At 35.7% G+C, this 24,645-nt stretch carries 23 protein-coding genes; 18 read left to right on the plus strand and 5 right to left on the minus strand.

The annotated features are described in order from the left end of the window. Positions 1-233: 233 nt before the first annotated feature. Genes BZK14_RS02230 through BZK14_RS02240 form a run of 3 tightly spaced genes read right to left on the minus strand, consistent with a single transcriptional unit; the run spans position 234 to position 3,506 of the window. Positions 234-1,703, minus strand: coding sequence for a Ppx/GppA phosphatase family protein (locus BZK14_RS02230; protein WP_077924975.1), 1,470 nt, complete (start codon positions 1,701-1,703; stop codon positions 234-236). A 13-nt stretch (positions 1,704-1,716) separates the two neighbouring features. Continuing rightward, the gene (rsmA, locus tag BZK14_RS02235) at positions 1,717-2,520 is read right to left on the minus strand and encodes a 16S rRNA (adenine(1518)-N(6)/adenine(1519)-N(6))-dimethyltransferase RsmA (protein ID WP_171973619.1); all 804 of its coding nucleotides are present in this window, start codon (positions 2,518-2,520) and stop codon (positions 1,717-1,719) included. A gap of 5 nt (positions 2,521-2,525) precedes the next feature. Continuing rightward, complete coding sequence (locus tag BZK14_RS02240) at positions 2,526-3,506, minus strand: peptidylprolyl isomerase (RefSeq protein WP_077924977.1); 981 nt, start codon at positions 3,504-3,506, stop codon at positions 2,526-2,528. Between the two features lie 171 nt (positions 3,507-3,677). Between BZK14_RS02240 and BZK14_RS02245 the strand changes: the two genes are divergently transcribed. From BZK14_RS02245 to BZK14_RS02265, 5 genes are all read left to right on the plus strand, one after another. After that, positions 3,678-4,337 (plus strand): ProQ/FinO family protein, encoded by a 660-nt coding sequence (locus BZK14_RS02245; RefSeq protein WP_077924978.1) that lies wholly within the window; start codon positions 3,678-3,680, stop codon positions 4,335-4,337. Positions 4,338-4,350: 13 nt separating this feature from the next. Then, positions 4,351-6,057 (plus strand): arginine--tRNA ligase, encoded by a 1,707-nt coding sequence (gene argS, locus BZK14_RS02250; protein WP_077924979.1) that lies wholly within the window; start codon positions 4,351-4,353, stop codon positions 6,055-6,057. Positions 6,058-6,069: 12 nt separating this feature from the next. Then, positions 6,070-6,807, plus strand: coding sequence for an SPOR domain-containing protein (locus tag BZK14_RS02255; RefSeq protein ID WP_077924980.1), 738 nt, complete (start codon positions 6,070-6,072; stop codon positions 6,805-6,807). Positions 6,808-6,871: 64 nt separating this feature from the next. Further along, positions 6,872-7,414 (plus strand): single-stranded DNA-binding protein, encoded by a 543-nt coding sequence (gene ssb, locus BZK14_RS02260; protein WP_171973620.1) that lies wholly within the window; start codon positions 6,872-6,874, stop codon positions 7,412-7,414. A 225-nt stretch (positions 7,415-7,639) separates the two neighbouring features. Beyond that, positions 7,640-8,767 carry a sodium-potassium/proton antiporter ChaA gene (locus BZK14_RS02265; RefSeq protein WP_171973621.1) on the plus strand — a complete coding sequence of 376 codons (1,128 nt, stop codon included), beginning with the start codon at positions 7,640-7,642 and terminating at the stop codon, positions 8,765-8,767. A gap of 136 nt (positions 8,768-8,903) precedes the next feature. Here BZK14_RS02265 and typA read toward each other — a convergent pair whose 3' ends face one another. Next, positions 8,904-10,727, minus strand: coding sequence for a translational GTPase TypA (typA, locus tag BZK14_RS02270; protein ID WP_077924983.1), 1,824 nt, complete (start codon positions 10,725-10,727; stop codon positions 8,904-8,906). 317 nt (positions 10,728-11,044) lie between these two features. Then, on the minus strand, positions 11,045-11,260 hold the full coding sequence (gene rpsU / locus BZK14_RS02275) for a 30S ribosomal protein S21 (protein WP_077924984.1): 216 nt from the start codon (positions 11,258-11,260) through the stop codon (positions 11,045-11,047). Positions 11,261-11,528: 268 nt separating this feature from the next. Between rpsU and BZK14_RS02280 the strand changes: the two genes are divergently transcribed. The 13 genes from BZK14_RS02280 to BZK14_RS02340 all read left to right on the plus strand — a co-directional run. Beyond that, positions 11,529-12,911 carry a DegQ family serine endoprotease gene (locus BZK14_RS02280; RefSeq protein ID WP_077924985.1) on the plus strand — a complete coding sequence of 461 codons (1,383 nt, stop codon included), beginning with the start codon at positions 11,529-11,531 and terminating at the stop codon, positions 12,909-12,911. Between the two features lie 76 nt (positions 12,912-12,987). Beyond that, positions 12,988-13,494, plus strand: coding sequence for a Cys-tRNA(Pro) deacylase (ybaK, locus tag BZK14_RS02285; protein ID WP_077924986.1), 507 nt, complete (start codon positions 12,988-12,990; stop codon positions 13,492-13,494). A 46-nt stretch (positions 13,495-13,540) separates the two neighbouring features. Then, positions 13,541-14,878 (plus strand): 23S rRNA (uracil(1939)-C(5))-methyltransferase RlmD, encoded by a 1,338-nt coding sequence (gene rlmD, locus BZK14_RS02290; RefSeq protein WP_077924987.1) that lies wholly within the window; start codon positions 13,541-13,543, stop codon positions 14,876-14,878. A 38-nt stretch (positions 14,879-14,916) separates the two neighbouring features. Continuing rightward, positions 14,917-15,588 (plus strand): phosphoglycolate phosphatase, encoded by a 672-nt coding sequence (locus BZK14_RS02295; protein ID WP_077924988.1) that lies wholly within the window; start codon positions 14,917-14,919, stop codon positions 15,586-15,588. 1 nt (position 15,589) lies between these two features. Next, on the plus strand, positions 15,590-16,474 hold the full coding sequence (locus BZK14_RS02300) for a recombination-associated protein RdgC (protein ID WP_077924989.1): 885 nt from the start codon (positions 15,590-15,592) through the stop codon (positions 16,472-16,474). Between the two features lie 21 nt (positions 16,475-16,495). Then, positions 16,496-18,394 carry a DNA topoisomerase IV subunit B gene (gene parE / locus BZK14_RS02305; RefSeq protein ID WP_077924990.1) on the plus strand — a complete coding sequence of 633 codons (1,899 nt, stop codon included), beginning with the start codon at positions 16,496-16,498 and terminating at the stop codon, positions 18,392-18,394. A 79-nt stretch (positions 18,395-18,473) separates the two neighbouring features. Then, the gene (gene pilM, locus BZK14_RS02310; protein WP_077924991.1) at positions 18,474-19,511 is read left to right on the plus strand and encodes a type IV pilus assembly protein PilM; all 1,038 of its coding nucleotides are present in this window, start codon (positions 18,474-18,476) and stop codon (positions 19,509-19,511) included. Then, positions 19,512-20,063 (plus strand): PilN domain-containing protein, encoded by a 552-nt coding sequence (locus BZK14_RS02315; protein ID WP_077924992.1) that lies wholly within the window; start codon positions 19,512-19,514, stop codon positions 20,061-20,063. Continuing rightward, a complete protein-coding gene (locus BZK14_RS02320; RefSeq protein WP_077924993.1) occupies positions 20,063-20,728 on the plus strand; it encodes a type IV pilus inner membrane component PilO in 666 nt (221 codons plus the stop codon). Before BZK14_RS02315 ends, BZK14_RS02320 begins: the two co-directional genes overlap by 1 nt. Positions 20,729-20,739: 11 nt before the next feature. Further along, the gene (locus BZK14_RS02325; RefSeq protein ID WP_077924994.1) at positions 20,740-21,336 is read left to right on the plus strand and encodes a pilus assembly protein PilP; all 597 of its coding nucleotides are present in this window, start codon (positions 20,740-20,742) and stop codon (positions 21,334-21,336) included. Between the two features lie 13 nt (positions 21,337-21,349). Then, the gene (locus BZK14_RS02330) at positions 21,350-23,410 is read left to right on the plus strand and encodes a type IV pilus secretin PilQ (RefSeq protein WP_077924995.1); all 2,061 of its coding nucleotides are present in this window, start codon (positions 21,350-21,352) and stop codon (positions 23,408-23,410) included. A gap of 45 nt (positions 23,411-23,455) precedes the next feature. Continuing rightward, entirely contained in the window at positions 23,456-24,007 is a 552-nt protein-coding gene (locus tag BZK14_RS02335; RefSeq protein ID WP_245831124.1) for a shikimate kinase, read from the plus strand. A gap of 3 nt (positions 24,008-24,010) precedes the next feature. Further along, the coding region (locus BZK14_RS02340) for a 3-dehydroquinate synthase family protein (protein ID WP_143691279.1) at positions 24,011-24,645 on the plus strand (635 nt) is incomplete at its 3' end.

Genomic DNA, 24,645 nt, shown 5'->3' on the forward strand with positions numbered 1-24,645 from the left:
AAAACCTAATTATAATTAGAAACTATGTATTAGTAATCTTAGAGAAAGGCATGAATTTAGCTCAGTTTAAATATCATCTGAAAGGGGACATAAATGAATGGTTAGCTCTAAAGAAGAATTTATTGAATCAGGACAGATCTATTCTATCGAAATATTAAATGACATTTCTAAAGATGGTCATGTTATTGGATATTTATTTCAATGTGCTTAATGTGTATTGACTGTGATTAGTATTATTGCCAATTGATATCTAGCTTAAACTCTTCTAGCCATTCACGCTCTAATTCTAAATCTTGTTGAATTAGAGGATGTTCTTCAATCCATCCTTGAGGAAATTTTAGAGAGATTTGTTTTTTCTCATAAGAAAAATCAAATTCTGGCATAGGTTGTGGCTCCCGACTGCGATGTAATAATACAGATAATCGCAAAATTAGCGTTAAAGGTACAACAAAATCGGGTAGATATTCGAAGTCATCTAAATTAAAACGACGTTTATGGTTATATAAAATGGCAGCAATAATTTTTTGATCTGTCCGACTAAAGCCATCTAAATCAGCATGTTCTATAAGATACGCACTATGTTTATAATGGCGGTGATAAGAGATTGCGAGACCGATTTCATGTAATAATGATGCCCAACTTAAATAGCGTTTAGGATCTGTCAATAATTCAGTACTTAGATTGATCTTATTAGCCATGTAAAGCGAGGTAACTTCAACGCGTTTTGCTTGCTCAATATTTGCACCAAAACGATGGACTAGGCTTTCAATGGTTAAGTCGCGCATATCTTCTTTATGGATTCGGCCCAATAGATCAAGAATAATACCTTCACGCAGTGCAGTATCGACAGCTTGAATATCATTAATGCTGAATTTTTCCATGACAGCTTTGAGAATTAATAGTCCTCCACAAATCACACGAGCCCTTTCTGTAGTTAGATCAAAGCGCCTTTCAATGGCTCTAACTGTGCCTAGGGATAATAAAATTTTGAGAAGTTTTTTTAGTGCTTCAATTGTAATATTATCCTCACCTAAATTTTCCTGTAGGATCATTTCTCGTAAGGTTTTAATGGTGCCTGATGCACCAAAATATTGGCAGGGTTCAGTTGTTAAATTACTATTAAACGGAAGTAATTCATTTTCCAAATATAATGAAGCAGATTGGACTTGTTTCTTAGAAATTTTGTCATCAATGAAGAATTGTTTAGATAGGCGTACACACCCAATTTCCAAGCTACTTGCACGAAGAATTTTATCTTTATCACCTAAAACAAGTTCGGTGCTGCCTCCACCGATATCTATGACTAAAGCTAATTGGTCATGGAGATCGACATATTGAATCACACCTAAATAAATTAAGCGTGCTTCCTCGCGGCCAGAAATAATCTCAATTGGTACACCAAGAGCTTTTTCAGCCTCACGAATGAAAGATTTATCTTTCAATTGTCTTAGGGTATTTGTGCCTACTACACGAATATTATGGCGATCAATTTCAGCTAAACGCTCACCAAATTGGGCCAAACAATTGAGTGCTTTTTCACGAGCCTCTGGTAATAATTGTTTGTCTTCTGTTAAACCATAAGCCAACTGTACCATGCTTTTCATGCGATCGATGACAACTAGACGGCCATTATCTTCCTGAACGATGGCTAAATGAAAACTATTAGAGCCTAAATCAACAACACCTAATATTTTTTCATCCATAAAGATCTATCCTCTATGATTGTCGTTTTGCAAATAGTTGATTAGCTAAAGTTGCAAACTCTATAATTGATAATTTCTCTGCACGCAAAGAAGAGTCTATGCCACATAATTCTAACTCTTCTTGAGTGAATAATGGCTTTAATGTATTACGTAACGTCTTACGTTTCATTGAGAAAGCACATTTCACAACCTCAAAGAATGTTTCATCTGATTCAATACCATAAGGATCAGTTTCGTAGGGTATCAATCGGACAAATTGACTCATGACTTTGGGGGCAGGGTTAAAGGCTGTTGGTGGGATTGTTAATAATGGAATGACTTGGCAATATCGCTGTACCATGACAGATAATCGACCATATTCACTATCATCAGGTGTTGCCGCCATGCGATCAATGACTTCTTTTTGTAACATAAAGTGCATATCTTTAATGACACTAGCGGAAGCTAATAAGTGAAAAATAATTGGTGTAGATATATTGTAAGGTAGATTACCAACAATTCTAAGTTTACGATCATCAATTTTTAATGCATGGAAATCCACGGTTAAAACATCTTGATGAATGATCGTTAAATTATCTAGAGAAGATAAAATCGGGATTAAATCTCGATCTAATTCTATGACTGTTAATGCCTTAATATTGGCTAAAATTGGTCGTGTTAATGCACCTAATCCCGGCCCGATTTCAATCATTCGATCATCGGGTTGAGCATGGATACTTTGGAATAGCTTAATAATTAATGGGTAATCAATTAGAAAATTTTGACCAAAGCGTTTGCGCGCCTGATGTAGGCGCACGAGTTGTAAATATTCATTCATCACTATTATTGTCGTCTCTCGATGTATACGTCAGCTAACATTTTATCCTGCCAAATGCTGTATTGTTGGCTAGCTTTTTTACGATAATAATAGTCACGGGCAATATTTTTAATTTGAGCATCATCATCTGGTAAACCTAATTTTTTATCTTCTACTCTGATGATATGGTATCCAAATGGTGTCCGAACAGGTTTGCTAGTTTCACCCACTTTGAGGTTTAACATAACTTTTTCAAACTCTGGTACTAATTGACCAGGCGCAACCCAGCCTATTTCACCACCATTAGCTGCAGATACAGGATCTTGTGATTGCGCCTTAGCTATATCTTCAAAGCCTTCGCCTGTCGCTAAACGCTCAGATAAGCGATCTATTCTTAATTTTGCTTCTTTTTCAGTCACATCGTTATCGATACGAATCAATATATGGCGAACTTTTACGTTAGGTGTTTTGCTTTGTGCTAACTCTTTTTTTAGTTTTTGGAATTCATCTGAACGCATATAAATGTCAACTTCATCATCAGTTACACGTACAGTGCGCATTAATTGATTGCGTAATTCAGCTGACATCATTTGCTTACGGATATTTTCTTTAAACTGGCTAAATGGGATGCCTTGATATTGTAAATACTCTTTTAAGTCAGCAACAGTTGCGCGGTTTCTAGAAGCAATATCACGAATGGCTTCATCTACAGCTGAATTTGGAATGTTAATGCCCATATTTTGCGCAAAATTTTCCATGATTTTGCTGATCGCTAACATTTTAACAGTTTCTTCTTGAATGGCTTGATCACTTAAACCAGAGCCACGAAATTCTGCACGCGCCTGAGCGAGTGCAGAATTAAATTCTTGACGTGTGATTGCATGAGAATCAACAACTAAGGCAACTTGATCTGTGTAACGAGCAGGTTGTGCATTTCCGATCATTGCAAAGGAAGAGAAGCATAGTAATGATAGAGGCAATAAGACCGAAAGCTTTTTACGTGCCATACAAAATCCTTCTTTTAGTAAGAATATTAATAAAATAAATGGTCATAATTATACTAGTAATTAAGGAATAGTAATGCAATTATTTTTTATATGCTATAAAATGACTACCTTTAGGCGTGACGACGCCTTTTTTAATCTATTTTTTATTATATTTTACAATTGCTTAATGTCATGACAGAAGAAAAACAAAACTTATTGGATACAACTGAAACAATCGAGCCAACTACTGAAACAGTTGACAATCAAGCTCAATCGAAACGTGAAAAGATGAAACAGAAGCAGCAAGCTGCTAATGAATTATTGACGCGCTTATCAGTTGAGTATCCCAATGTATTTCCCAAAGCAGGCCAAGGCCGTGCTGTGCCTTTAGCAATTGGTATGCATAAAGTATTGCAACCGATTGTATCTGAATGGGGATTTAATTCGATGACATTGCGTGCGGCAATGTTTAATTATACTCGCCAATTGCGTTATCAAAATGCTTTGTTATATGCAACGCATCGTTTAAACTTAGATGGAACTCAAGCTGAAGAGATTTCTCAAGAACAAAAAGATGCTGCAAAAGAAGAAATTGCGAAAATTGAGGCGTGGTTGGCAAAGAATAAACCAGAAAAAGCTCAACGTTTATCTGAAAAGAAAGCGCAGTTTGCTGAGAAAAAGCAGCAAGCAAGAGCAGCTAAGCCTAAACAAAGAAAACCACAGGGTGAAAAACCTTTTGTGAAAAAAGAGGCAAAAGCACATCAAGTTCATCAAGAGACTAAAACTGAATCAACTCCAAAGAATTTGGATGAGAAAATGCAAGGTCTTTTGTCTAAGTTCAATCAGTATTAATATTTAGAAATCAATGAAAAATATCATAGAATCTGCTTTAAATAGTGCTGTTCATTCCTTGAATAGCAATGAGAATTTAAATATCCCTGTCGATAAAATTGCATCTAGTATTGAGCGCACACGAGATGTGGCGCATGGTGATTTTGCAAGTAACTTAGCAATGATGTTAGCACGTGAATTGAAATCTGCACCAAGACAAATTGCTGAAAAATTAATTGCTGCATTACCAAGTAATCCATTGATTGATAAAGTTGAAATCGCAGGTGCTGGATTTATGAATTTTACATTGAGTAAGGACGCTTACTACAATGAACTGAATGATGTAATGATTCAGAAAGAAAAATATGGGCACAATAATTTAGCCAATGGTATGAAAGTACAGGTGGAGTTTGTATCTGCCAATCCTACAGGACCTTTGCATGTTGGTCATGGTCGGGGTGCTGCTGTTGGTGACTCTTTGGCGCGAATCATGGCGGCGAATGGCTATGATGTAACAAAGGAATTTTATTACAACGATGCGGGTGCTCAGATCGATAATTTAACCTTATCTGTAAAATCTCGCATTGATGGTATGACACCTGATGATGCTTCATGGCCGGCAGATGGTTATCGTGGTGATTACATCATTGAGATTGCTAATGATTTTTTAGCAAAGAAAACAGTGGTTGCTGATGATCGTAGTATTGTGGCATCGGGTGATGTGAATGATTTAGAAAATATTCGTGAATTTGCGGTTGCATATTTGCGTCATGAGCAAGATTTAGATCTTCAAGCCTTTGATGTTAAATTTGATAATTTCTTCTTAGAGTCGTCTGTGTATAAAGATGGTTCTGTGGATAATGTTGTAGAAACATTAACAAAAAATGGCTTTACGTACGAAGAAGATGGAGCGCTTTGGTTAAGAACTACTGATTTTGGTGATGATAAAGATCGTGTGATGCGCAAAAAAGAAGGTGGTTACACTTACTTTGTGCCGGACTTAGCTTATCATCGTAATAAGTGGGAACGTGGATTTAAACGTGTTGTTAATGAGCAAGGTGCTGATCATCATGGTACGATTGCGCGTGTAAGAGCTGGGCTTCAAGCATTGAATACAGGTATTCCAAAAGGCTGGCCAGATTATGTGTTGCACCAAATGGTTTTGGTAATGCGTGATGGTCAAGAGGTGAAAATTTCTAAGCGTGCGGGTAGCTATGTCACTTTACGTGATTTGATTGATGAAGTAGGCAAAGATGCAACTCGTTATTTTTTAGTTGCGCGTAAACCAGATTCACAATTACAATTTGATATTGATTTAGCTCGCAGCCAATCATCAGAAAATCCTGTATATTATATTCAATATGCACATGCACGTATCTGTTCTTTATTGGATGAGCGTAGCAAAACAGCAGAGTTTAATGTAGAAGCGGCAAAAGCAAATGTTGTGCGTTTAAACAGTAATTTGGATTATGATGTGATGCGAGTGATCTCTCGTTTTCCTGAAATGGTTATCTCAGCAAATAATAATAATGCGCCACATTTGATTGCGGCATATTTACAGGAATTGGCAGGCTCTGTTCATAGCTATTATAATGCTAAAGATGAAGAGGGGAAGGCAATTCGTATTTTAACGGATGATGCAGCATTGCAAGATGCTAAGTTATATTTATTGGCTTCAGCAAGGCAAGTCATCGCAAATGGTTTAGATTTATTAGGATTATCAGCGCCTAATAAAATGTAATTTATAGGCTATATGGCAAAGAAATATTCTCAAGCAAAAAGACAAAGAAATCCCTTTGCAAAAAAACATCCGAACTCAAAAAAAAATAGAATCACGACATCTGTTGTTGTGATTTTGTTTTTGGGTTTATGTGTTTCTGCTGTTGCATCTTATTTTAGTAATAAAGGAAAAGAGACGCCTGTACCAAAAATTAATAAGGCGGCGAATATTAAAGATGCACATCCTAAAAGAGTTGTTAAGCCTTTATCTGATGAAGATTTTAAAGGGGCTAAGGAATATAATTTTTATACTCAATTAGAAGAGCGTTCCTTGATTTTAGGTGAAGAAGATAGATTTGGTGGCATTCCTTTGGATAATATTCATGAGCCACCTAAGATTAATTTAGAAAGTGCCTCTCAATCCGTTGCTACAACAAAAAAAGCTCAAAATAATGATTTTGTTATTGCACCATTGATTTTAGAAAGTAGTCAGCAGAAAAATACTGAGCCTTCGACTTCTATGATTAAGCCAGTTGCTAAATCTGAGGGTAATATTAGTTTGCAAGTAGGAAGTTTTACTGCACGAAAAGAAGCAGAAAAGCATCAAGCTTTTTTAGCTAAATATGGCTTTACGGCAAAAATACAACAAGGTAAAAATCAGGCTCAACAGGATATTTATCGTGTGCGTATTGGTGGTTTTTCTCAAAAAGAAGTGAGTGCAGTTAAAAAGCGGCTAGGTACATTAGGTGTAAGTTATTTTGAGGTAAAATAAACCTCTATGGTGAGATTTTGTTAGAAATCTAGTATAGTGATCACCAGTTTTTAAGTAAGGAATAATTATGGCGCGCGGAATTAATAAGGTTATTTTATTGGGGCATTTAGGTAGAGATCCTGAAGTAAAATATATGCCTAACGGAAATGCTGTTGCAAATATTACCATTGCAACATCTGAATCTTGGAAAGATAAAAATACAGGACAGCAACAAGATAGAACTGAATGGCATCGTGTTGTAATTTTTGGGAAATTGGCTGAAATTGCGGGTCAATATTTGAAAAAAGGCTCTTTGGTGTATTTTGAGGGGCAATTACAGACTCGTAAATGGACTGATCAGTCTGGACAAGATCGTTATACAACGGAAATTGTTGTGAATATGCAAGGCACAATGCAGATGCTAGATCGTAAAGGTGCTAATGATAATTCTGATGATTTTGGTGGTGGCGATTATAATTCTGGTTATCCAGGTCAGCAGTCACAGCCCTCATATGGTAATCAGGGTTCAGGTCAAGGTCATCAACAGCCTAGAAATAATGCTCAGCAGCAACCTACTCAGCAAGCTGCCCCAACATTTGATGATTTCGATGATGATATTCCGTTTTAAAATGTGGAGAAGCCTTGCGTTGCAAGGCTTTTTTATTGGGTAATATAATTTTGTCAACCTTGTAAATGACAGCTTTTTACAGTAAAAATAATAATTTTTTGAAATTTATAAGATAAAAAACAAAAAAATCTTCATCTTTGAAATTATCTGTTTGTAGATCAAAAGTGCTGTTATATAATTGCACTTCGGTAAAAGGAGAAGCGTATGATTAAAAAAGAAGAAAGAATGGTTGAGTGCCAAGGTACTCGTCATAAAGAGTATGCTGTTATCTTGGCAATGGTAGTGATTGCCTTTGATTTGGTATTTAGAAAAACAACATCAACACCTTTATTGGTATTGATTAATTTAGTTTCTTTGGGAGCTATTTTATATAGTGCTTTTAGTGTTGTGCGTCATGCGGACGTATTTGCTCATAGGCTAGGGGAGCCATATGGTTCTTTAATTTTGAGTTTATCTGTTGTGATTTTAGAGGTAAGTTTAATTACTGCTGTAATGACATCAGGTGTATCTGCTGCAGAGAATGGTGGTGTGAGTCCATATGCAACATTAATGCGAGATACTTTATATTCTTTAATTATGTTGGTGATCAGTGGTTTTGTTGGTGTTTCTTTGCTTTTAGGTTGGCGTAAATTTAGGACGCAACATGTCAATTTAGCAGGTGTTACACAATATTTAACGGCTATTATTCCTTTGGTATTTATCGTTTTGATTTTACCAAGCGTATTACCGGGGAATGATACTTTGCCTAAAGGTTCTTATTCTACTGGGCAATTATTTGTGGTGGCTTTTTTATCAGCTGTTTTATACGCAGTATTTTTGATTATTCAAACAAAAACACATCAAAATATATTTATTTATGAGCATGAAGATCAGGATGAAGATCATGAAGGTGTGCCATCACCAAGATCAAATTTATGGCACGGTGTTTGGTTGATTATTCACTTAATTTCTGTAGTTGCTATCACTAAAGTAGATTCAATGCCATTGGAGACATTGCTTGGTAATTTAAATGCACCACAAGCTTTAACGGGTTTGATTGTAGCAATTTTAATTTTTGCTCCAGAAGGTTTGGGTGCGATTCGTGCTGTATTAGCAAATGATTTGCAGCGGGCAATTAATATGTATTTTGGATCAGTCTTGGCAACTATTTCATTGACTGTACCGGCGGTAGTTATCATTTCTGTGTTAACCAATAATACGATTGTATTAGGTTTGGAAATGGTGGATATGATGCTTTTAGTAGGGATTTTTATGCTATGTCAAGCGACATTTGCTAGTGGTCGTACTAATCAAGTGGATGGTGTTGCTCATCTTGTGATTTTTGGTGCATATCTCATGATGGTGATGAGTTAAGAGCATTGGAATGAGATATTGAGCTGCAGTGAGTTTTAACTGGAATTTAGTGATATTTTTGGAAGTGGTTTTACTATAATAATAAAAAGCGATCTTTATAGATCGCTTTTGTATTTAATGATTTAAAAGTTTCTAGTTATGCATCTTTAGAGGCACGAGAGAAACGTTTACGATCATTTTCTGTTAAATGTTTTTTACGTAAACGAATTGATTTTGGAGTAACTTCAACCAATTCATCATCATCAATGAATTCGATAGCTTGTTCTAGTGTCATACGAATTGGCGGTGTTAATGTTAAGGCTTCATCGGTACCAGATGCACGCATGTTTGTTAATTGCTTAGCTTTTAAAGGGTTGACAGTTAAGTCATTATCACGTGAGTGAATGCCGATTAATTGACCTTCATATACTTCTTCAGCATGACCAATGAATAAACGACCACGATCTTGTAAGTTGAATAGTGAATATGCAGATGCTTTACCAGTGCCAATTGAAATTAATACACCATTCAGGCGTTGGCCAACTTCTCCTTTTTTGAAAGGACCATAATGATCATAGTTATGGAACATTAAGCCGGTACCGCTCGTTAATGTCATAAATTCTGTTTGGAAACCGATCAAGCCACGTGATGGGATGATGTATTCAATGCGAATACGGCCTTTACCATCAGGAACCATATTTGTTAACTCACCGAAGCGAATTCCCATTTGTTCCATGATTTTACCCTGATGATCTTCTTCAATATCAAATGTCAAAGTTTCATAAGGTTCCAATTTTACACCATTTTCCTCTCTGAAGATTACTTCAGGACGACCAACGGCCATTTCAAAGCCTTCACGACGCATTGTTTCAATTAAGATCGATAAATGAAGTTCGCCACGACCAGAAATTTTGAAACGATCAGGGTCTTCAGTATCTTCAACGCGCAATGCTACGTTGTGTAATAATTCTTTTTCTAAACGCTCTTTGATTTGGCGAGAAGTAACAAATTTGCCTTCTTTACCAGCAAATGGAGAAGTATTCACTTGTACTGACATAGAAACTGTTGGTTCATCAACTGTCAATGGTGGTAATGCTTCTGGTGCAGCTGGATCACATAATGTATCTGAGATGAATAATGGATCAATACCTGTAAAGCAGATGATATCACCAGCTTGTGCTGATTCAAATTCAATACGATCTAAGCCATGGAAGCCCAAGATTTTTTGGATTTTACCATTACGCTTTTTGCCTTCGCGGTCAATGATCGTCACTTGTGAGTTAGTTTTGATTTGACCACGTTGAATGCGGCCAACACCAATTAAACCAACATAAGAGTTATAGTCTAATGAAGATACTTGTAATTGGAATGGCGCATCAATTTCAACATTAGGTGCATCTACGTGTTTAACGATTGCTTCGAATAAAGCGGTCATGTCGCCTTCGCGTACATCAGGCGTTTCGCCTGAGAAGCCACTTAAACCTGAAGCATAGATTACAGGGAAATCTAATTGCTCTTCAGTTGCTCCTAATTTATCAAATAAATCAAATGTTTGATCTAAAACCCAATCAGGACGAGCACCTGGGCGATCGATTTTATTGATGACAACAATTGGTTTAAAGCCCATCGCAAATGCTTTTTGTGTAACAAAACGAGTTTGAGGCATTGGGCCTTCAACAGCATCAACGAGTAGTAATACAGAATCAACCATTGATAGTACACGCTCAACTTCTCCGCCAAAGTCAGCATGCCCAGGAGTATCTACGATGTTAATACGGTAGTCATTCCAATTAATGGCAGTGTTTTTAGCTAGAATCGTGATACCACGCTCTTTTTCAATAGCGCCAGAATCCATAACGCGATCAGCAACTTGTGCTCTTGGATCAAACGTTCCAGATTGTTTAAGAAGTTGGTTAACGAGTGTTGTTTTGCCATGGTCAACATGGGCAATAATCGCAATATTGCGTAATTTTTCGATCACTTGAGTAAGTCCTTATTCAGTGAATAGTTATGAAAAAATGAGACCGCACATTTTAGCATATTTTCTGATCAACCTGTCAATTTTTCCACGATATGTAAAGAAAAATAAATGGCTGTGTTTGAGGTGTAAAATACTACTAAATCGGGGTATACTTAACTATAAGTGGAATGATTCCAGTTGTAGAAGTTGGTCTCAACAAAGGAGGGAATGATGGATGAAGAGTAAATGTTTATGAGTCAATTAAAATACCAAAATTAAAAAAGCCTCATAAGATTATGAGGCTTTTTGAAACATTCTAATTCAATATAAATATTGTATTAGTATAAACGCTTACGATGAATTGAATCACGCATGATACGCTTATAATGGCGTTTCTGAGCAGCAGCAGCCTTGCGCTTACGCTCTTGCGTTGGTTTTTCATAGAATTCACGTGCACGAACGTCTGCAATTACGCCAGCTTTTTCACAAGCACGCTTAAAACGACGCAGAGCAACGTCAAAAGGTTCATTATCACGAATCTTGACGGAAGGCATTAAACATCACCCCAATTTAATAAAGTAAGTATAAAAACATTTTTTGTTATTCAAAAGATACAAAAAACACCAAGCAAAAATTATACACTAATTTCTTGTAAAGTAAAAAGATTACTTTAGATCTGTAGTGCTGATCTTAGATTAAGGCTGGAAAATGACATTTATTTACCCAATATTTACGTTTTATTGAATGATTTTGCATTGAAAAACTTACAATAATCACAATTATTATGAATGTTATTTAAAAAATAAGTTAAGGAGCAAATATATGAAAAGTGCTTGGATGAAAAGTGTGCAATCCGGTGTGATTGCTTCTTTATTGTTAGTGAATGTAGTCGCTGCACAAACTTTGCCAGACTGGAGTGGTTTGTTTGAACAGAATAAATCATCTGTTGTAAGCATTACAGTGAAAGGAAAAGAAGAAGTACCTGAAATGAGAGGCTTTCCATTTTGGGATGATCACGATCCATTTCAGTTCTTTTTTGGTGAGCCGCGTCAAAAGCAATATAAACCTCGTGAACGAGTTATTCAAGGTGGTGGCTCAGGGTTTATTGTGGACAAAGATGGAATTATTGTGACTAATGCTCATGTTGTTGGTAAAGCTGATGAAATACTCGTGCAATTGGCTGACCGCCGCGAACTACCGGCAAAGTTAATCGGTAAAGATGATCGTTCGGATGTGGCTGTTTTACAAATTGATGCAAAAAGTCTGCCTGCTGTCAAAATTGCGGATGTTAATGATTTAAAAGTAGGGCAATGGGTAATGGCTGTAGGTTCACCATTTGGATTGGATTATACAGCAACGCAAGGAATTATTAGCTCTTTAGGACGTAATTTGCCAAGTGATAATTATACGCCCTTTATTCAAACGGATGCTGCTGTAAATCCAGGTAACTCAGGTGGTCCATTATTTAATACAAAAGGTGAGGTTATCGGGATTAATTCACAAATTTATACAAGTACAGGTAGTTATGCTGGCGTGAGTTTTGCGATTCCTATTGATTTGGCGATGGATGTTGTCGATCAATTAAAATCTAATGGTAAAGTGGTTCGTGGTTGGTTAGGTGTACAAATTCAAGATGTGAGTGCTGATTTGGCTAAAACATTTAAATTAGATAAGCCACAAGGTGCATTAGTTTCTAGTATTGTGCCCAATGGTCCTGCTTCTAAATCTGATTTGAAAGTCGGTGATTTAATTTTAGCATTCAATGGTAAAATTATTGAAAAATCAAGCGAGTTGCCTGTATTGGTTAGTAGAGCAAAAGTGAATGATAAGGCTGAATTAGAAGTTTTACGTAATGGTAAAAAACAGGTAATTAAAGTTGAAATTAAAGCCATTGATGGTGAGCAATTAGCAGGTCAATCACAAGATGCGACAAATAACCTATTAGGACTAGTTGTGGATGAAATGCCTCAGGAAAGTGGTCGTAAAGGCGTGGTGGTAAGTTTAGTTTCTGAAGGACCTTCTGCCAATATCGGTATTATGCGTGGCGATGTTATTTTGCAGGTTAATGGTAATGATATCCATTCATTGGCAGATTTTAATCAGGTGATCACGCAGTTGAAATCTGGTGAGGTTGTACGATTATTGATTCAACGCGGATCAAATGCATACTTTGTTGCTGTACCATTGAAAGATAATAAAAAATAAGATTAGATAAAAAATGCCCCGTAAGGGGCTTTTTTGTTGGCTATAATAAATATTTTAATTCACTAGGTAGTATGTTATGGCTAAGGTAAAAATTGATAAAACTAATGCAATGCGAGCATTGGATCAGTTGAAATTAGAATATGAAGCTCTGAGTTATCCGTGTACTGGTGATGAGGTTTTAGGTGGCATAGAGGTTGCTGAGTTGATTGGTGAGTCAGCTTCAGTTGTATTTAAAACGTTGGTAACGCATAGTGATAATAAAGATTTTGTGGTTGCAGTGATACCAAGTGATGAACATTTATCTTTGAAAAAACTTGCAAAAATTAGTGGGCATAAAAAAATAGAGATGATTCCTGTTGCTAAAATTGAAGCGTTGACAGGTTATATTCGCGGTGGTTGTTCGCCGATTAAAATGAAAAAAATATTTCCAACTTTTATTTCAGATAAAGCGAAATATTTGCCATATATTATTATTTCAGCGGGTAAGCGTGGTGCACAAATTAAGATAGCACCTGAAAACCTGCAGAAAGCAATCCATTATCAGTTTGCGGATATCTCAGATGTAGAAGAAGTAGAAGTCTGATTTATGATATGATCGCTTCTTTTAATTTTTAGGATTTTGAGCAAATATGGCAAAGCGTAAACAGAAATTTTCACAAGAACCATTTGAAGTTGCAATAACTGATATTACACATGATGGCCGTGGTGTTGCTCATGTGGATGGGAAAGTTGTGTTTGTGCATGGCGCTTTGCCAGATGAAGTTGTGATGGCTCAATATGTGAAAACTCGTAAAGACTATGACGAAGCTAAAACGGTAGATGTATTGACAGCATCTAATGATCGTGTGGAACCAATTTGTGAGTCATTTGGTATTTGTGGTGGCTGTTCTTTGCAGCATTTAGCTCCTGAAAAACAGATCTATTTCAAGGCTAAACAGTTAGCTTCAAATTTAAGAAAACAAGCCAAGTTAAGTTTCGATGTGGACGCACAAATGCCAGCCTTGCGCTCACCGAGTGAGGGTTATCGTTTCAAAGGGCGATTGGGCGTTAAATATGTAGCAAAAAAAGAAAAAGTATTAGTAGGTTTTCGTGAAAAATTTGCACCATTCATTGTAGATATGGATCGTTGTCCAGTCTTAGAAGCGCGTGTTGGCAATTTATTGCCTCAGTTATCAGAATTGATTGGCAGCTTAACTTTGTTGGATAAAATTCCACAAATCGAATTGGCGATTGGTTCAGATCAAGTGGCATTGAGCTTTCGCGTTTTAGAAGAACCAACAGAAGATGATTTAGCCAAATTCAAAGCTTTTGGCGTTGAACATAATATTTTGATCTATCTTCAGCCTAAAAATGAAGCTTCTACATTCTTGTTAAGTGAGGTGGAAGATACGGAAGATTTATTGAATTATCGCTTAATGGATCGTTTGACAATGGCATTTAAGCCATACCATTTCACTCAAGTGAATCCTGTAATCAATGAGCAGATGATCGCTCAAGCTTTGAAGTTATTGAATATTCAAAAAGATGAAAAAGTTTTGGATCTATTTTGTGGCTTAGGTAACTTCACTTTACCATTGGCGTTAGAAGCAGGTTCTGTGATTGGCGTTGAAGGTGATAAAAGCTTAACAGAATGGGCAGCTAAGAATGCAGCGCGCAATGGTTTAGATAATGTTGAATTTTATTGTACGGATTTAACACAAAACCAAGATAATGCTGATTGGATGCAGTTAAAATATGATGCTATTTTAGTGGATCCACCAAGATCAGGTGCATTAGAAATGATGGCGTATTTAGGTAAATTAGCACCAAAGCGTATTTTGTATGTTTCTTGTCATCCCGCAACTTTGGCTCGCGACTTAGCAGAATTAGTTCAATATGGTTATGAAGTAACAGATGCGGGTGTGATGGATATGTTCCCACATACTGCACATGTGGAATCCATGGCATTCTTAGTGAAGAAAGATTAATCATAATGTATTAATAATAAATTATTAAGGATAATATTATGACAATAAAAGTGATTGGCTTTGATTTAGATGGCACATTGGTAGATAGCGCACTAGGATTAGCAAATACTGTTGATAATATGTGCGAGCGTTTAGGCTTACCTAAACCAGGTAAAGCACTAGTCACAACTTGGATTGGTAATGGTATTGAGGTTTTATTAGATCGTGCTTTATTGTGGGCAGATGCGCCAAAAGATACTGAATATCGCCAAAATGCTATGGTTATATTATCCAAATGTTATCAAGATGAATTATTATCAGGTAGCCCATTGTTTCCTGATGTCAAAGAAACATTAGAGCAATTATATTCAGAAGGACATCAATTAGTATTGATTACCAATAAACCTTCTAAATTTGTACCTGATTTAATGGACTATTTAGGAATTAGCCATTTATTTTCAATGATGTTAGGGGCTAGTGATTCTGTGAAAATCAAACCTCATCCCACGCCAATCTTTAAAGTTTTGGGTGAGTTGGGTGTGATGCAATCTGAATTTGTTTTTGTGGGCGATTCTCGCAATGATATTTTGGCTGCAAAAAATGCAGGTGTTACATCTATTGCATTAACGTATGGATATAATTATGGTGAGCCAATTTCTAATGAATCACCAGATTATATTATTCATAATTTTGCAGAGTTATTACCATTAATTCATCAATTAAAGGATTAATATGAGTTTTAAAAATTTATTGGTTTATCGCTTTGAAGAGCCAATTAAAGATAGCTTATCAACGGTTGAAGAAAAATTATCAGAAAAGCCGTTAACCGCATGTTTAACACAAGAAATGGAAAGTGTTGGTTGGTTGCCTGTATTTAAAGAAGGTAAGCAATATGTTGAAAAGATCAACAATGCGTTATTCTTCCGTTTAGGTATTGAGCAGAAAATCTTGCCAAACTCAGCAGTAAAAACAGCTGTTGATAAAAAGATTGAAGAGAAAGATTTGAAACATGTGAGCCGTTCAGAAATGAAAGAATTACATGAATTGGTCACAAATGAATTATTACCACATGCTTTGGTAAATCGTCATTCAATTTTGGCTTACATTGATTTAGAAAAAAATTGGTTAGTGGTTGATGCAAGCTCGACTAAAAAAGCATCATTGGTGACAAGCCATTTACGTAAAACTTTAGGTAGTTTGCCGATTGTGCCATTAACGCCAGAAAATTCTGTGAATGCTGCTTTAACTCATTGGGCGTTGCATGGTATTCAATCTGATGTTTTATCCATGTTGGATGAAATTGAGTTGAAAGAAGTTAAAGATGAGGGAGGAAATGCTAAGTTTAAAGGCGTTGCGCTCAATTCTAAAGAAGTTCAGGATCCACTCAAAGAGGGTTGGCAAGTGACAAAAGTGATGTTGGAGTATGATGAACAAATATCATTTTCAATGTCCGGTGATTTTATCTTTAAGCGCTTAAAATTTTTGGAACGTTTTGAAGAGAATTTGGAGTCAGAAGATGATCCGTTGTTGCAAATACAAGCTGAATTATATCTAGCGATCGATCTTTATCGTCGTGTGGTACAAAATGTTTATGATCTTACCAATAGTGCAAAATAATATTTAATTAATAGGTTTACAATGTCTGAGAAAAAATATACCGCAAGTTCCATTGAAGTTTTAACGGGGTTAGATCCTGTCAAAAAACGACCAGGCATGTATACAGATACCACAAGACCTAATCATTTGTTGCAAGAAGTGATTGATAACTCTGTGGATGAAGCATTGGCGGGCTTTGCGAATCACATAGTTATTACTTTGTATAAAGATGGTTCTTATGGTGTGCGTGATAATGGCCGTGGTATGCCTGTGGATATTCATCCTGAGCATGGTGTGAGTGGCGTTGAATTAATTTTAACCAAATTGCATGCAGGTGGTAAATTCAATCAGGATGTTTATCACTATTCTGGTGGTTTGCATGGTGTTGGTGTTTCCGTTGTGAATGCTTTGTCTGAACGCTTAGAAGTTACTGTAATTCAACAAGGTTTTCAATATAGGATTGCTTTTGCTCATGGCGATTGCGTAGAGGCTTTGACAAAAGAACCTTATAGCAATAAAAAAGATCAGGGTACAGAAGTTAGATTTTGGGTCAATGGCTCCTATTTTGATCATGATAAAGTCGCGAAAAGCCGCTTAATCCCCTTGTTAAAAGCTAAAGCATTGTTGGCAGCAGGATTAAAAATTACTTTAATTGATGAAAATGTTGCAGAAGGTTCTGAGGATGCACATTTGGAATGGTATTTCCAAGGTGGTATTACAGAATATGTGGAAGATCAATTAAGTGGCGAAGAAATTTTACCAGTTGCACCAATCATTGGTGAGTTTACAGGGGAAACAGAGGAGTTCACTTGGGGGTTGGCTTGGAATAAAGAAGGTTCGCCATCCATGATGGAAAGCTATGCAAACTTAATCCCAACGACTCAAGGCGGTACGCATGTTAACGGTTTGAAAAATGGTTTAACAGAATCAATTCGTGAATTTTGTGATCAACGTAATTTATTGCCAAGAAATTTAAAAATTACACCAGAAGACGTGATGCAGAATTTGAATTACTTGTTATCGCTTAAAATGGTTGAACCACAGTTTGCAAGTCAAACAAAAGAACGTTTAAGTTCTCGACATATTGCTAATATTGTTGCAACAGCAGTGAAAGACTTCTTTACTTTATGGTTGAATAAGCATGTAGAAGAAGGTTTAGAAATTGTTACACTGATCATTGAAAATGCCAATGCACGCGTGAAATCGTCTAAAGCAGTTGTGCGTAAGAAAATCTCTCAAGGGCCGAAATTACCAGGAAAGTTAGCAGATTGTATTAGTAATGATGTCAATTTAACTGAATTGTTCTTAGTGGAAGGGGATTCCGCAGGTGGTTCCGCTAAGCAAGCGCGTGATAAAGAAGTGCAAGCAATTATGGCGCTTCGTGGGAAAATTCTGAATACGTGGGAAGTGGATTCTAGTCAAATTCTATCATCACAAGAAATTAATGATATTTCGATCGCGATTGGTGTTGATCCTGCGAGTGATAATTTGGATGGATTACGTTATGGTAAGATTTGTATTTTAGCGGATGCTGACTCAGATGGTTTGCATATTGCTACGCTTTTATGTGCGCTCTTTTTAAGACATTTTAGACCTTTAGTTGAAGGAGGGCATGTTTTTGTTGCTGTACCACCGCTTTACCGAATTGATATTGGTAAAGAGATTTATTATGCTCTGGATGAATATGAAAAAAATGAAACTATAAAAAAATATAGTCATAGTAAAAAAAATATCTCAGTGACTAGATTTAAAGGTTTGGGAGAAATGAATCCTATTCAGTTGCGAGAGACAACAATGGCGCAAGATACTAGGCGGTTAGTACAATTGACTATTGATGACTCTGATATAAATCAAGTGTTTGATCGTTTGCTCAATAAGAAAATGAGTGCTAAACGTAAAGAATGGATTGAAATTCAAGAGTTTAATGATGTCGTAGTGTAAATTTATAAATTGATTTTATAAATCACTACTAGTAAACTTGCGTGATTAATTCTATAAAAATTAATTGAGGATAATAATTATGGCTAAAAAGCCTAGCGTATGTATCGGAATAGACATTGGCGCTTATTCTATAAAAATTGCTGAAGTACAAAAAAAAGGTAGAGATTATATTCTGACACGTGGGTTGGTTTTTAATTGCGAAGGTGACTGGAAAGATGGTTTACCTACAGAGATTGATGTTGCGGGTATCAGCTTGAATAAGGCAATTGCAGCTTTCGGTGGATGTAAGGAAGCAACTTTAGCAATTCCTACATCTACAGCGATGGTGAGATCTATCCCTATGGAATCTAAGTTAAAATCTGATGAGTTATGGAAAACTATTGAGGCAAACGTATCTCAGTATTTTCCATTTTCTGCTGAAGAGGTATTCATCGATTTTGTACCCATTAAACCTTCCTTAACACTTGCTGATCATACAGATACATTAATTGTTGCAACTCAAAAAGAGTTTGTCAGCCAAAGAGAAATTTGTGCAGATATTGCAGGGATTAAAGTGAATGCTGTGGATATTAATATCTATGGTGTTCTTAATTTGTTGCATTTACAGGATGTGTTCAATAGTTTGTCAGATTATGATGCTGTTATGGTTTTTGATATTGGTTTGCTTCAATCAAGCTTAAATGTTGTTACTGGCGATCAATCTGTTTATGTGCGTGAAGTACCCATTGGTGGTGAGCGTTTAACTCAAATTATTTCAGATAGGCAAGGCATTTCTTTATCTGATGCTGAAAAACTTAAATTGTCCCAGCCTGAAGCAATTCATGAAAGTATAGAGCAATTTGTTGCTGAGATGAATATGCAATTACAATCAGCAATTGATGTATATATTTCCAATAACCCTCAGATCACTGCTCATGCGATGTATATCGTGGGGGGAACGGCATGTTATGGTGAAATAGAGAGTGCTTTTAAGTCTCAACTAGGTGAAATGAATGTTGTAAGCTTAACACCAGAAGCATTATTTGAGGTTGAGCCGAAAGTATATTCTAAATTAAATGATGCCAGTATTCATAGTTTAACAACAGCGGCAGGTTTAGCAGTGAGAGGATTATTATAAATGATCGTAAAAATAAACTTATTACCATGGCGTGATGAACTTAAGATTCAAGAAGAAAATAAAGTTAAACGCGTTTTAGCTTTAAGTTGTTTGTTCGGTGCTATTTTAGCCGGTATTTTAGTCTTTTTAGTGCAAGAAGAGTTAGATACACGACAATTAAGACTTAATATTATTAATGCAGAGTTTACACAGCTTGGGAATGTTGAAGCTCAAATGAATGAGCGAAAAAGTCAAACGGAACGTTTAAAACAACAATTAGGTGTATTACAAAAATTATCTGCTCAGCGTTCAGAAGTGGTCAGTTTGATGGAAAAATTTTCTTCAGTGACACCTCAAGACGCATTCATTATCTCTTTAGCTTTTACATTGGATAATATCAGCTTTAATGCCTTAGCTAAGGATAGGGATGTGTTAGCTGTCCATTTAGATAGTTTAGATAATTATATCGGACCTGCACCGATACCGCCTCACCTAGAGGTTTTGATGGATGGTAATAGAGTTGTATCCTATAGCGTAGAAGTGAAAACTGAACAAAATAAAGGAGCTAAATAATGAATATTAATTTAGATTTTAATGAATTAATGACAATTGAATATTTAGCGAAACAGCCAACTTGGTTGAAGTCAGTTGTTTTTGTAGGTGCTGCAATTGCCACTTTTGTTATTGTATTTTTTGCAGCATTTAAATATTTTGATTTTCCGGCAGAATTCCAATCACAAAAAGATCAAGAGAATCAAAAATTAAAAGAGCTTGCAAGTAAACTTGAATTTAAAGCTTTGGCAGATCGATATTTAGTAGAAATAGAAGAGGTTAATCGTTTATTAGCGGAAGTTCGTAAGAAATTGCCTCGTGACTTAAATGCTGCAAACTTTATTGAACAATTAAATTTGAATGCGCTTCAAGCTGGGATTGATGTAAAAAAATCAGTGCCTTTAGCACCTGTTTCTCAAGGCTTCTATACTAAAATTCCTGTGAGAATTGAAGGGTGTGCAACATATGATCAAATTGGTCAGTTTGTTGCGAATTTATCTGAAATTGAAAGAATTATTACATTAGATAATTTTGGTTTAAATAGTTATGTTCCAAGAGATCAATTGCCTCAAGGATTAGAATCTCTTAAAGGTGTCGCTAATGTAAGCATTCCATCATTTGATTGTGGTGTGTCTGGTCGTCAGGCATTTTCCGCAATGATCGCAACATACAGATATAATTCATAGGGAATATTAGAATGAATAAAAAAATGATTATGAGTATATTGCTAGTCAGTGCAACCTTACAGGGTTGTATGGAGCAATTTGAGCGCTCTATACCTGTAGAAGAGCGAATCATGGAAACTAAGCAAGGTGTTACCCAAAGAGTAAAAACTATCAAAATAGAAAGCGTTGCCAATCAAATTAGTTTAGGTGATACATCTTTGTTTTATCTTCAACAAGGGCGTGATCCTTTTGTTGCAACTGGATTCTTTAAAGGACTATTTAATTATGGTGATTTCAATGTCGTATCGAATTCTAAAGTGCGTTTGAAAGAGGATCCTTCACGTCCTAAGGGGTATCGTCCTGGCCCTTTTGAAAAATATGAATTAAATGGTTTAACAATGATTGGTGTTATGTCGTTGGCTAATGGTGAAACAGCTGCACTGATTGATGTTGGGCAGAATAAGATTATGATGTTAAAAAAAGGTGATTATGTTGGCCGTGATTTTGGTGAAGTTACTGAAATTACAGAAAGATCAGTCTTGATTGATGAAAAATTTGGTTCAACAAATCGAGAAGATGGTAATGCTTGGATTGTTTTGCCAAATAAGATAGATTTAAAAATAAAATAATTGGAGAATATTTATGAGATTAATGCAATGCATGAAAGGCTATCAATTTGGAGTGATTTCTTTAGCCTTATCTTGTTTAATGTTAACAACTGCTAGTGCCCAGAAATTAACAGCCTTAGAGTCTGTCACATTAGCTAATGGTGATGTAGAATTACGTTATCATTTTGATAAAAATATTACTGCTCCAAAATCATTTTATTTAAAAGAAAAAGATTTATTGGTTGTAGACTTTGTATCTACTGGATTCAATCAAGTACTTCAAAATAGAGTGATTAACAATAATGTTGTGAAAGATATCAGTAATCTCTATGCTAATCAAAAAGTACGTTCTACTGTTCAACTTAAATCCAATACCAATTATTCTGTTTCAAATAAGGGCAATGAAGTTGTTGTAACGCTTTCAGCAAATAACCCATACGCTGTTAATCAGCAAGCTTGGGATAATTCTGTTCAATCTAATATTGCCAATGTTGAAGTGCAACAACCTACAAGTAAAGATGTTGGTTTTTATAGAAACTCTCAAGGTGCTGGTGTTGTTGAACTCTTTTTACCTAATGATAAAGCTCAAGTTCAATTAGTGGATGAGCAAACTCGAGGATTGACGCTCTCTGTTCCAGGATCAGCATGGAATAGCGCTCAGATTAGACGTATTGAAGTAACAGATTTTGCAACTCCTGTATCTGCTTTAGAAGTAGTCAATAACAATGGTGTTGCAAGTTTAAAAATTCGTACACAGGCTAATTATGAATATAGTAGTCAGCAGATTGGTTCTAAATATCAATTGATTGTAAAACCTAAAAAACAAGTTGTAGAAACATCTAAAAGTGCTTTAGGTGATAAAGACGTTTTCACAGGGGATTTAATCAGTATTAACTTCCAAGATATAGATGTTCGTGCCATATTACAAATTATTGCGGACTTTACAGGCTTAAATATTGTAGTGAGCGATAGTGTCAATAGTAGAATTACGATTCGCCTTCAAAATGTCCCTTGGGATCAGGCGTTAGATGTTGTTTTACGTTCTAAAGGTTTAGTTAAACAACAGAGTGGTAATGTGGTTTATATTATGCCTGCAAGTGAAGCTAGAACTTTAGATCCTGATTTGATTACAGAAATTATTCAGATCAATAATGCTAAAGCACCAGAAATTGCAGAGGTATTATCTTCATCTAAATCTAGCAATGATGATAATAGACGTAATCAATCTACAGGAATTTCTCAGCATGGTATGTTGACTGTAGATCCAAACCAAAACTTATTGATCGTACGTGATACGCCTGAGCAAATGAAGATTATTCGTGAATTGATCGCACGTTTAGATAGACCATTACGCCAAGTGGTAATTAAAGCTCAAATTGTTGCAACATCAGATGATTTTAATCGTGAATTAGGGGTTAAATGGGGTGTTCAAAATGCTAATAGAGGTACTTGGGGAGATGGTAATGATTTAGGTAATGCAGGACAACAGCCTTCTAAATGGACAGGGTTTACGAATAAAACCAATATTTGGGGTGGTGGTGCTGCTGATTTGAGTGTACAAGGCACAAGCTTAATTGGTTTAAATATTTTGCGTAAAAACTTTATGGCAAATTTAGAATTACAAGCAATGCAAACTGAAGGTAAAGGGGAGGTTTTAGCAAGCCCAACTTTGATGACAACAGATCGTCAGGAAGCCTTTATTAATGAGGGTTCTCAGATTGCTTATAGTACAGTGAGTGAAAATGGTACGAATACTGAGTTTAAAGACGTGTTGATGGAGCTCAAGGTGACACCAAGTATTACACCTGATGATAATATTATAATGGATATTAATATTAAAAAAGATGATCCTGATGGTGCATCGCCAACAGGTGAGTTGATGATTCGTAAACGTGAAATTAAAACTCAAGCAATTGTTCGTGATGGTGAAACTGTTGTTTTAGGTGGTATTTATACAGTGGATTCAGGAGTGGATGTTTCAAAAGTACCATTCTTAGGTGATTTGCCATTTGTTGGTAATTTATTTAAGAATAATAAAGTAAGAAATAAGAAGGCTGAATTAGTTATTTTCTTAACGCCAAATATTGTTAAATAACTATTGCTTCTTGTGGCAAAACCATAGAAACTATTGATCATGAATATGATCAATAGTTTTTTTTTAGTGGGGCCAATGGGAGTTGGTAAAACAACCATTGGACAATTATTAGCCCAAAAATTGGGATATGTTTTTTTAGATAGTGATGTCTGGATTGAGCAACACATGAAGCGATCTATTTCAGATATATTTTCTGAATTAGGTGAAACAGTGTTTCGTGATATAGAATCTGAAACTATTGATACATTAACCTCTCAATCTAAAATTATATTATCTACTGGCGGTGGCGCAGTCCTACGAGATCTGAATCGTGAACGATTAAAAAGACGAGGTACTGTTGTTTTTTTAGATTTATCACCAGAAGAAATTTTTCAGAGAATTCAAGGTGATCAGAGTCGCCCCCTTTTACAAACAGATAATCCATTAGTAACAATGCAGATCATATATAATGCAAGAAAATCATTGTATTTAGATGCTTCTCATTACCATTTATTAGTAGAGAATAGAACTCCTGAGGAGATTTCAGATCTACTAGTTAATTTGTATAATGATGCAAAAATCACTTTACCTGATTGGTGTAAACCTTTAAAGAATTAGATTATGAAAGTTATAGATATTGAATTAGAAGACCGCTCTTACCCCATTTATATTTCTTCTACAAATCAATTTGTAGATCGTTTAGAAGGAAAAGTACGAGGTGATAATGTTTTAATTGTTTCTAATACAACAATAGCACCTTTGTATATGGATTATGTTGCAGGCCTCCTTCCTAATAAACGAGTGGAAACATTAGTTCTAGATGATGGTGAAATTTTTAAAAATAATGATTCGCTTCAAAAAATTATTACTAAATTATTAACATTGAAATATACACGTTCTGCAACATTGATTGCATTAGGTGGCGGTGTGATTGGTGATTTAGTTGGTTTTGCAGCAAGTATTTATCAGCGTGGTATTGATTTTATTCAGTTCCCAACAAGTTTATTGGCACAAGTGGATAGTTCTGTTGGGGGGAAAACCGCAATTAATCATCCCTTGGGTAAGAATATGATTGGGACATTTTATCAGCCAAAAGCTGTATTTATTAATGTAGATGTTTTGGATACGTTACCAAGAAGAGAGTTCATTAGTGGGTTAGCTGAGGTCATTAAATATGGCTTGATTCGTGATCAAGAATTTTTTTATTGGTTAAAAGCAAATAAAGATGCCATTTTAATGCGTGATAAAAGTGTGAT

The sequence above is a fragment of the Wohlfahrtiimonas larvae genome (assembly GCF_002006755.1).
Classification (GTDB): domain Bacteria; phylum Pseudomonadota; class Gammaproteobacteria; order Cardiobacteriales; family Wohlfahrtiimonadaceae; genus Wohlfahrtiimonas; species Wohlfahrtiimonas larvae.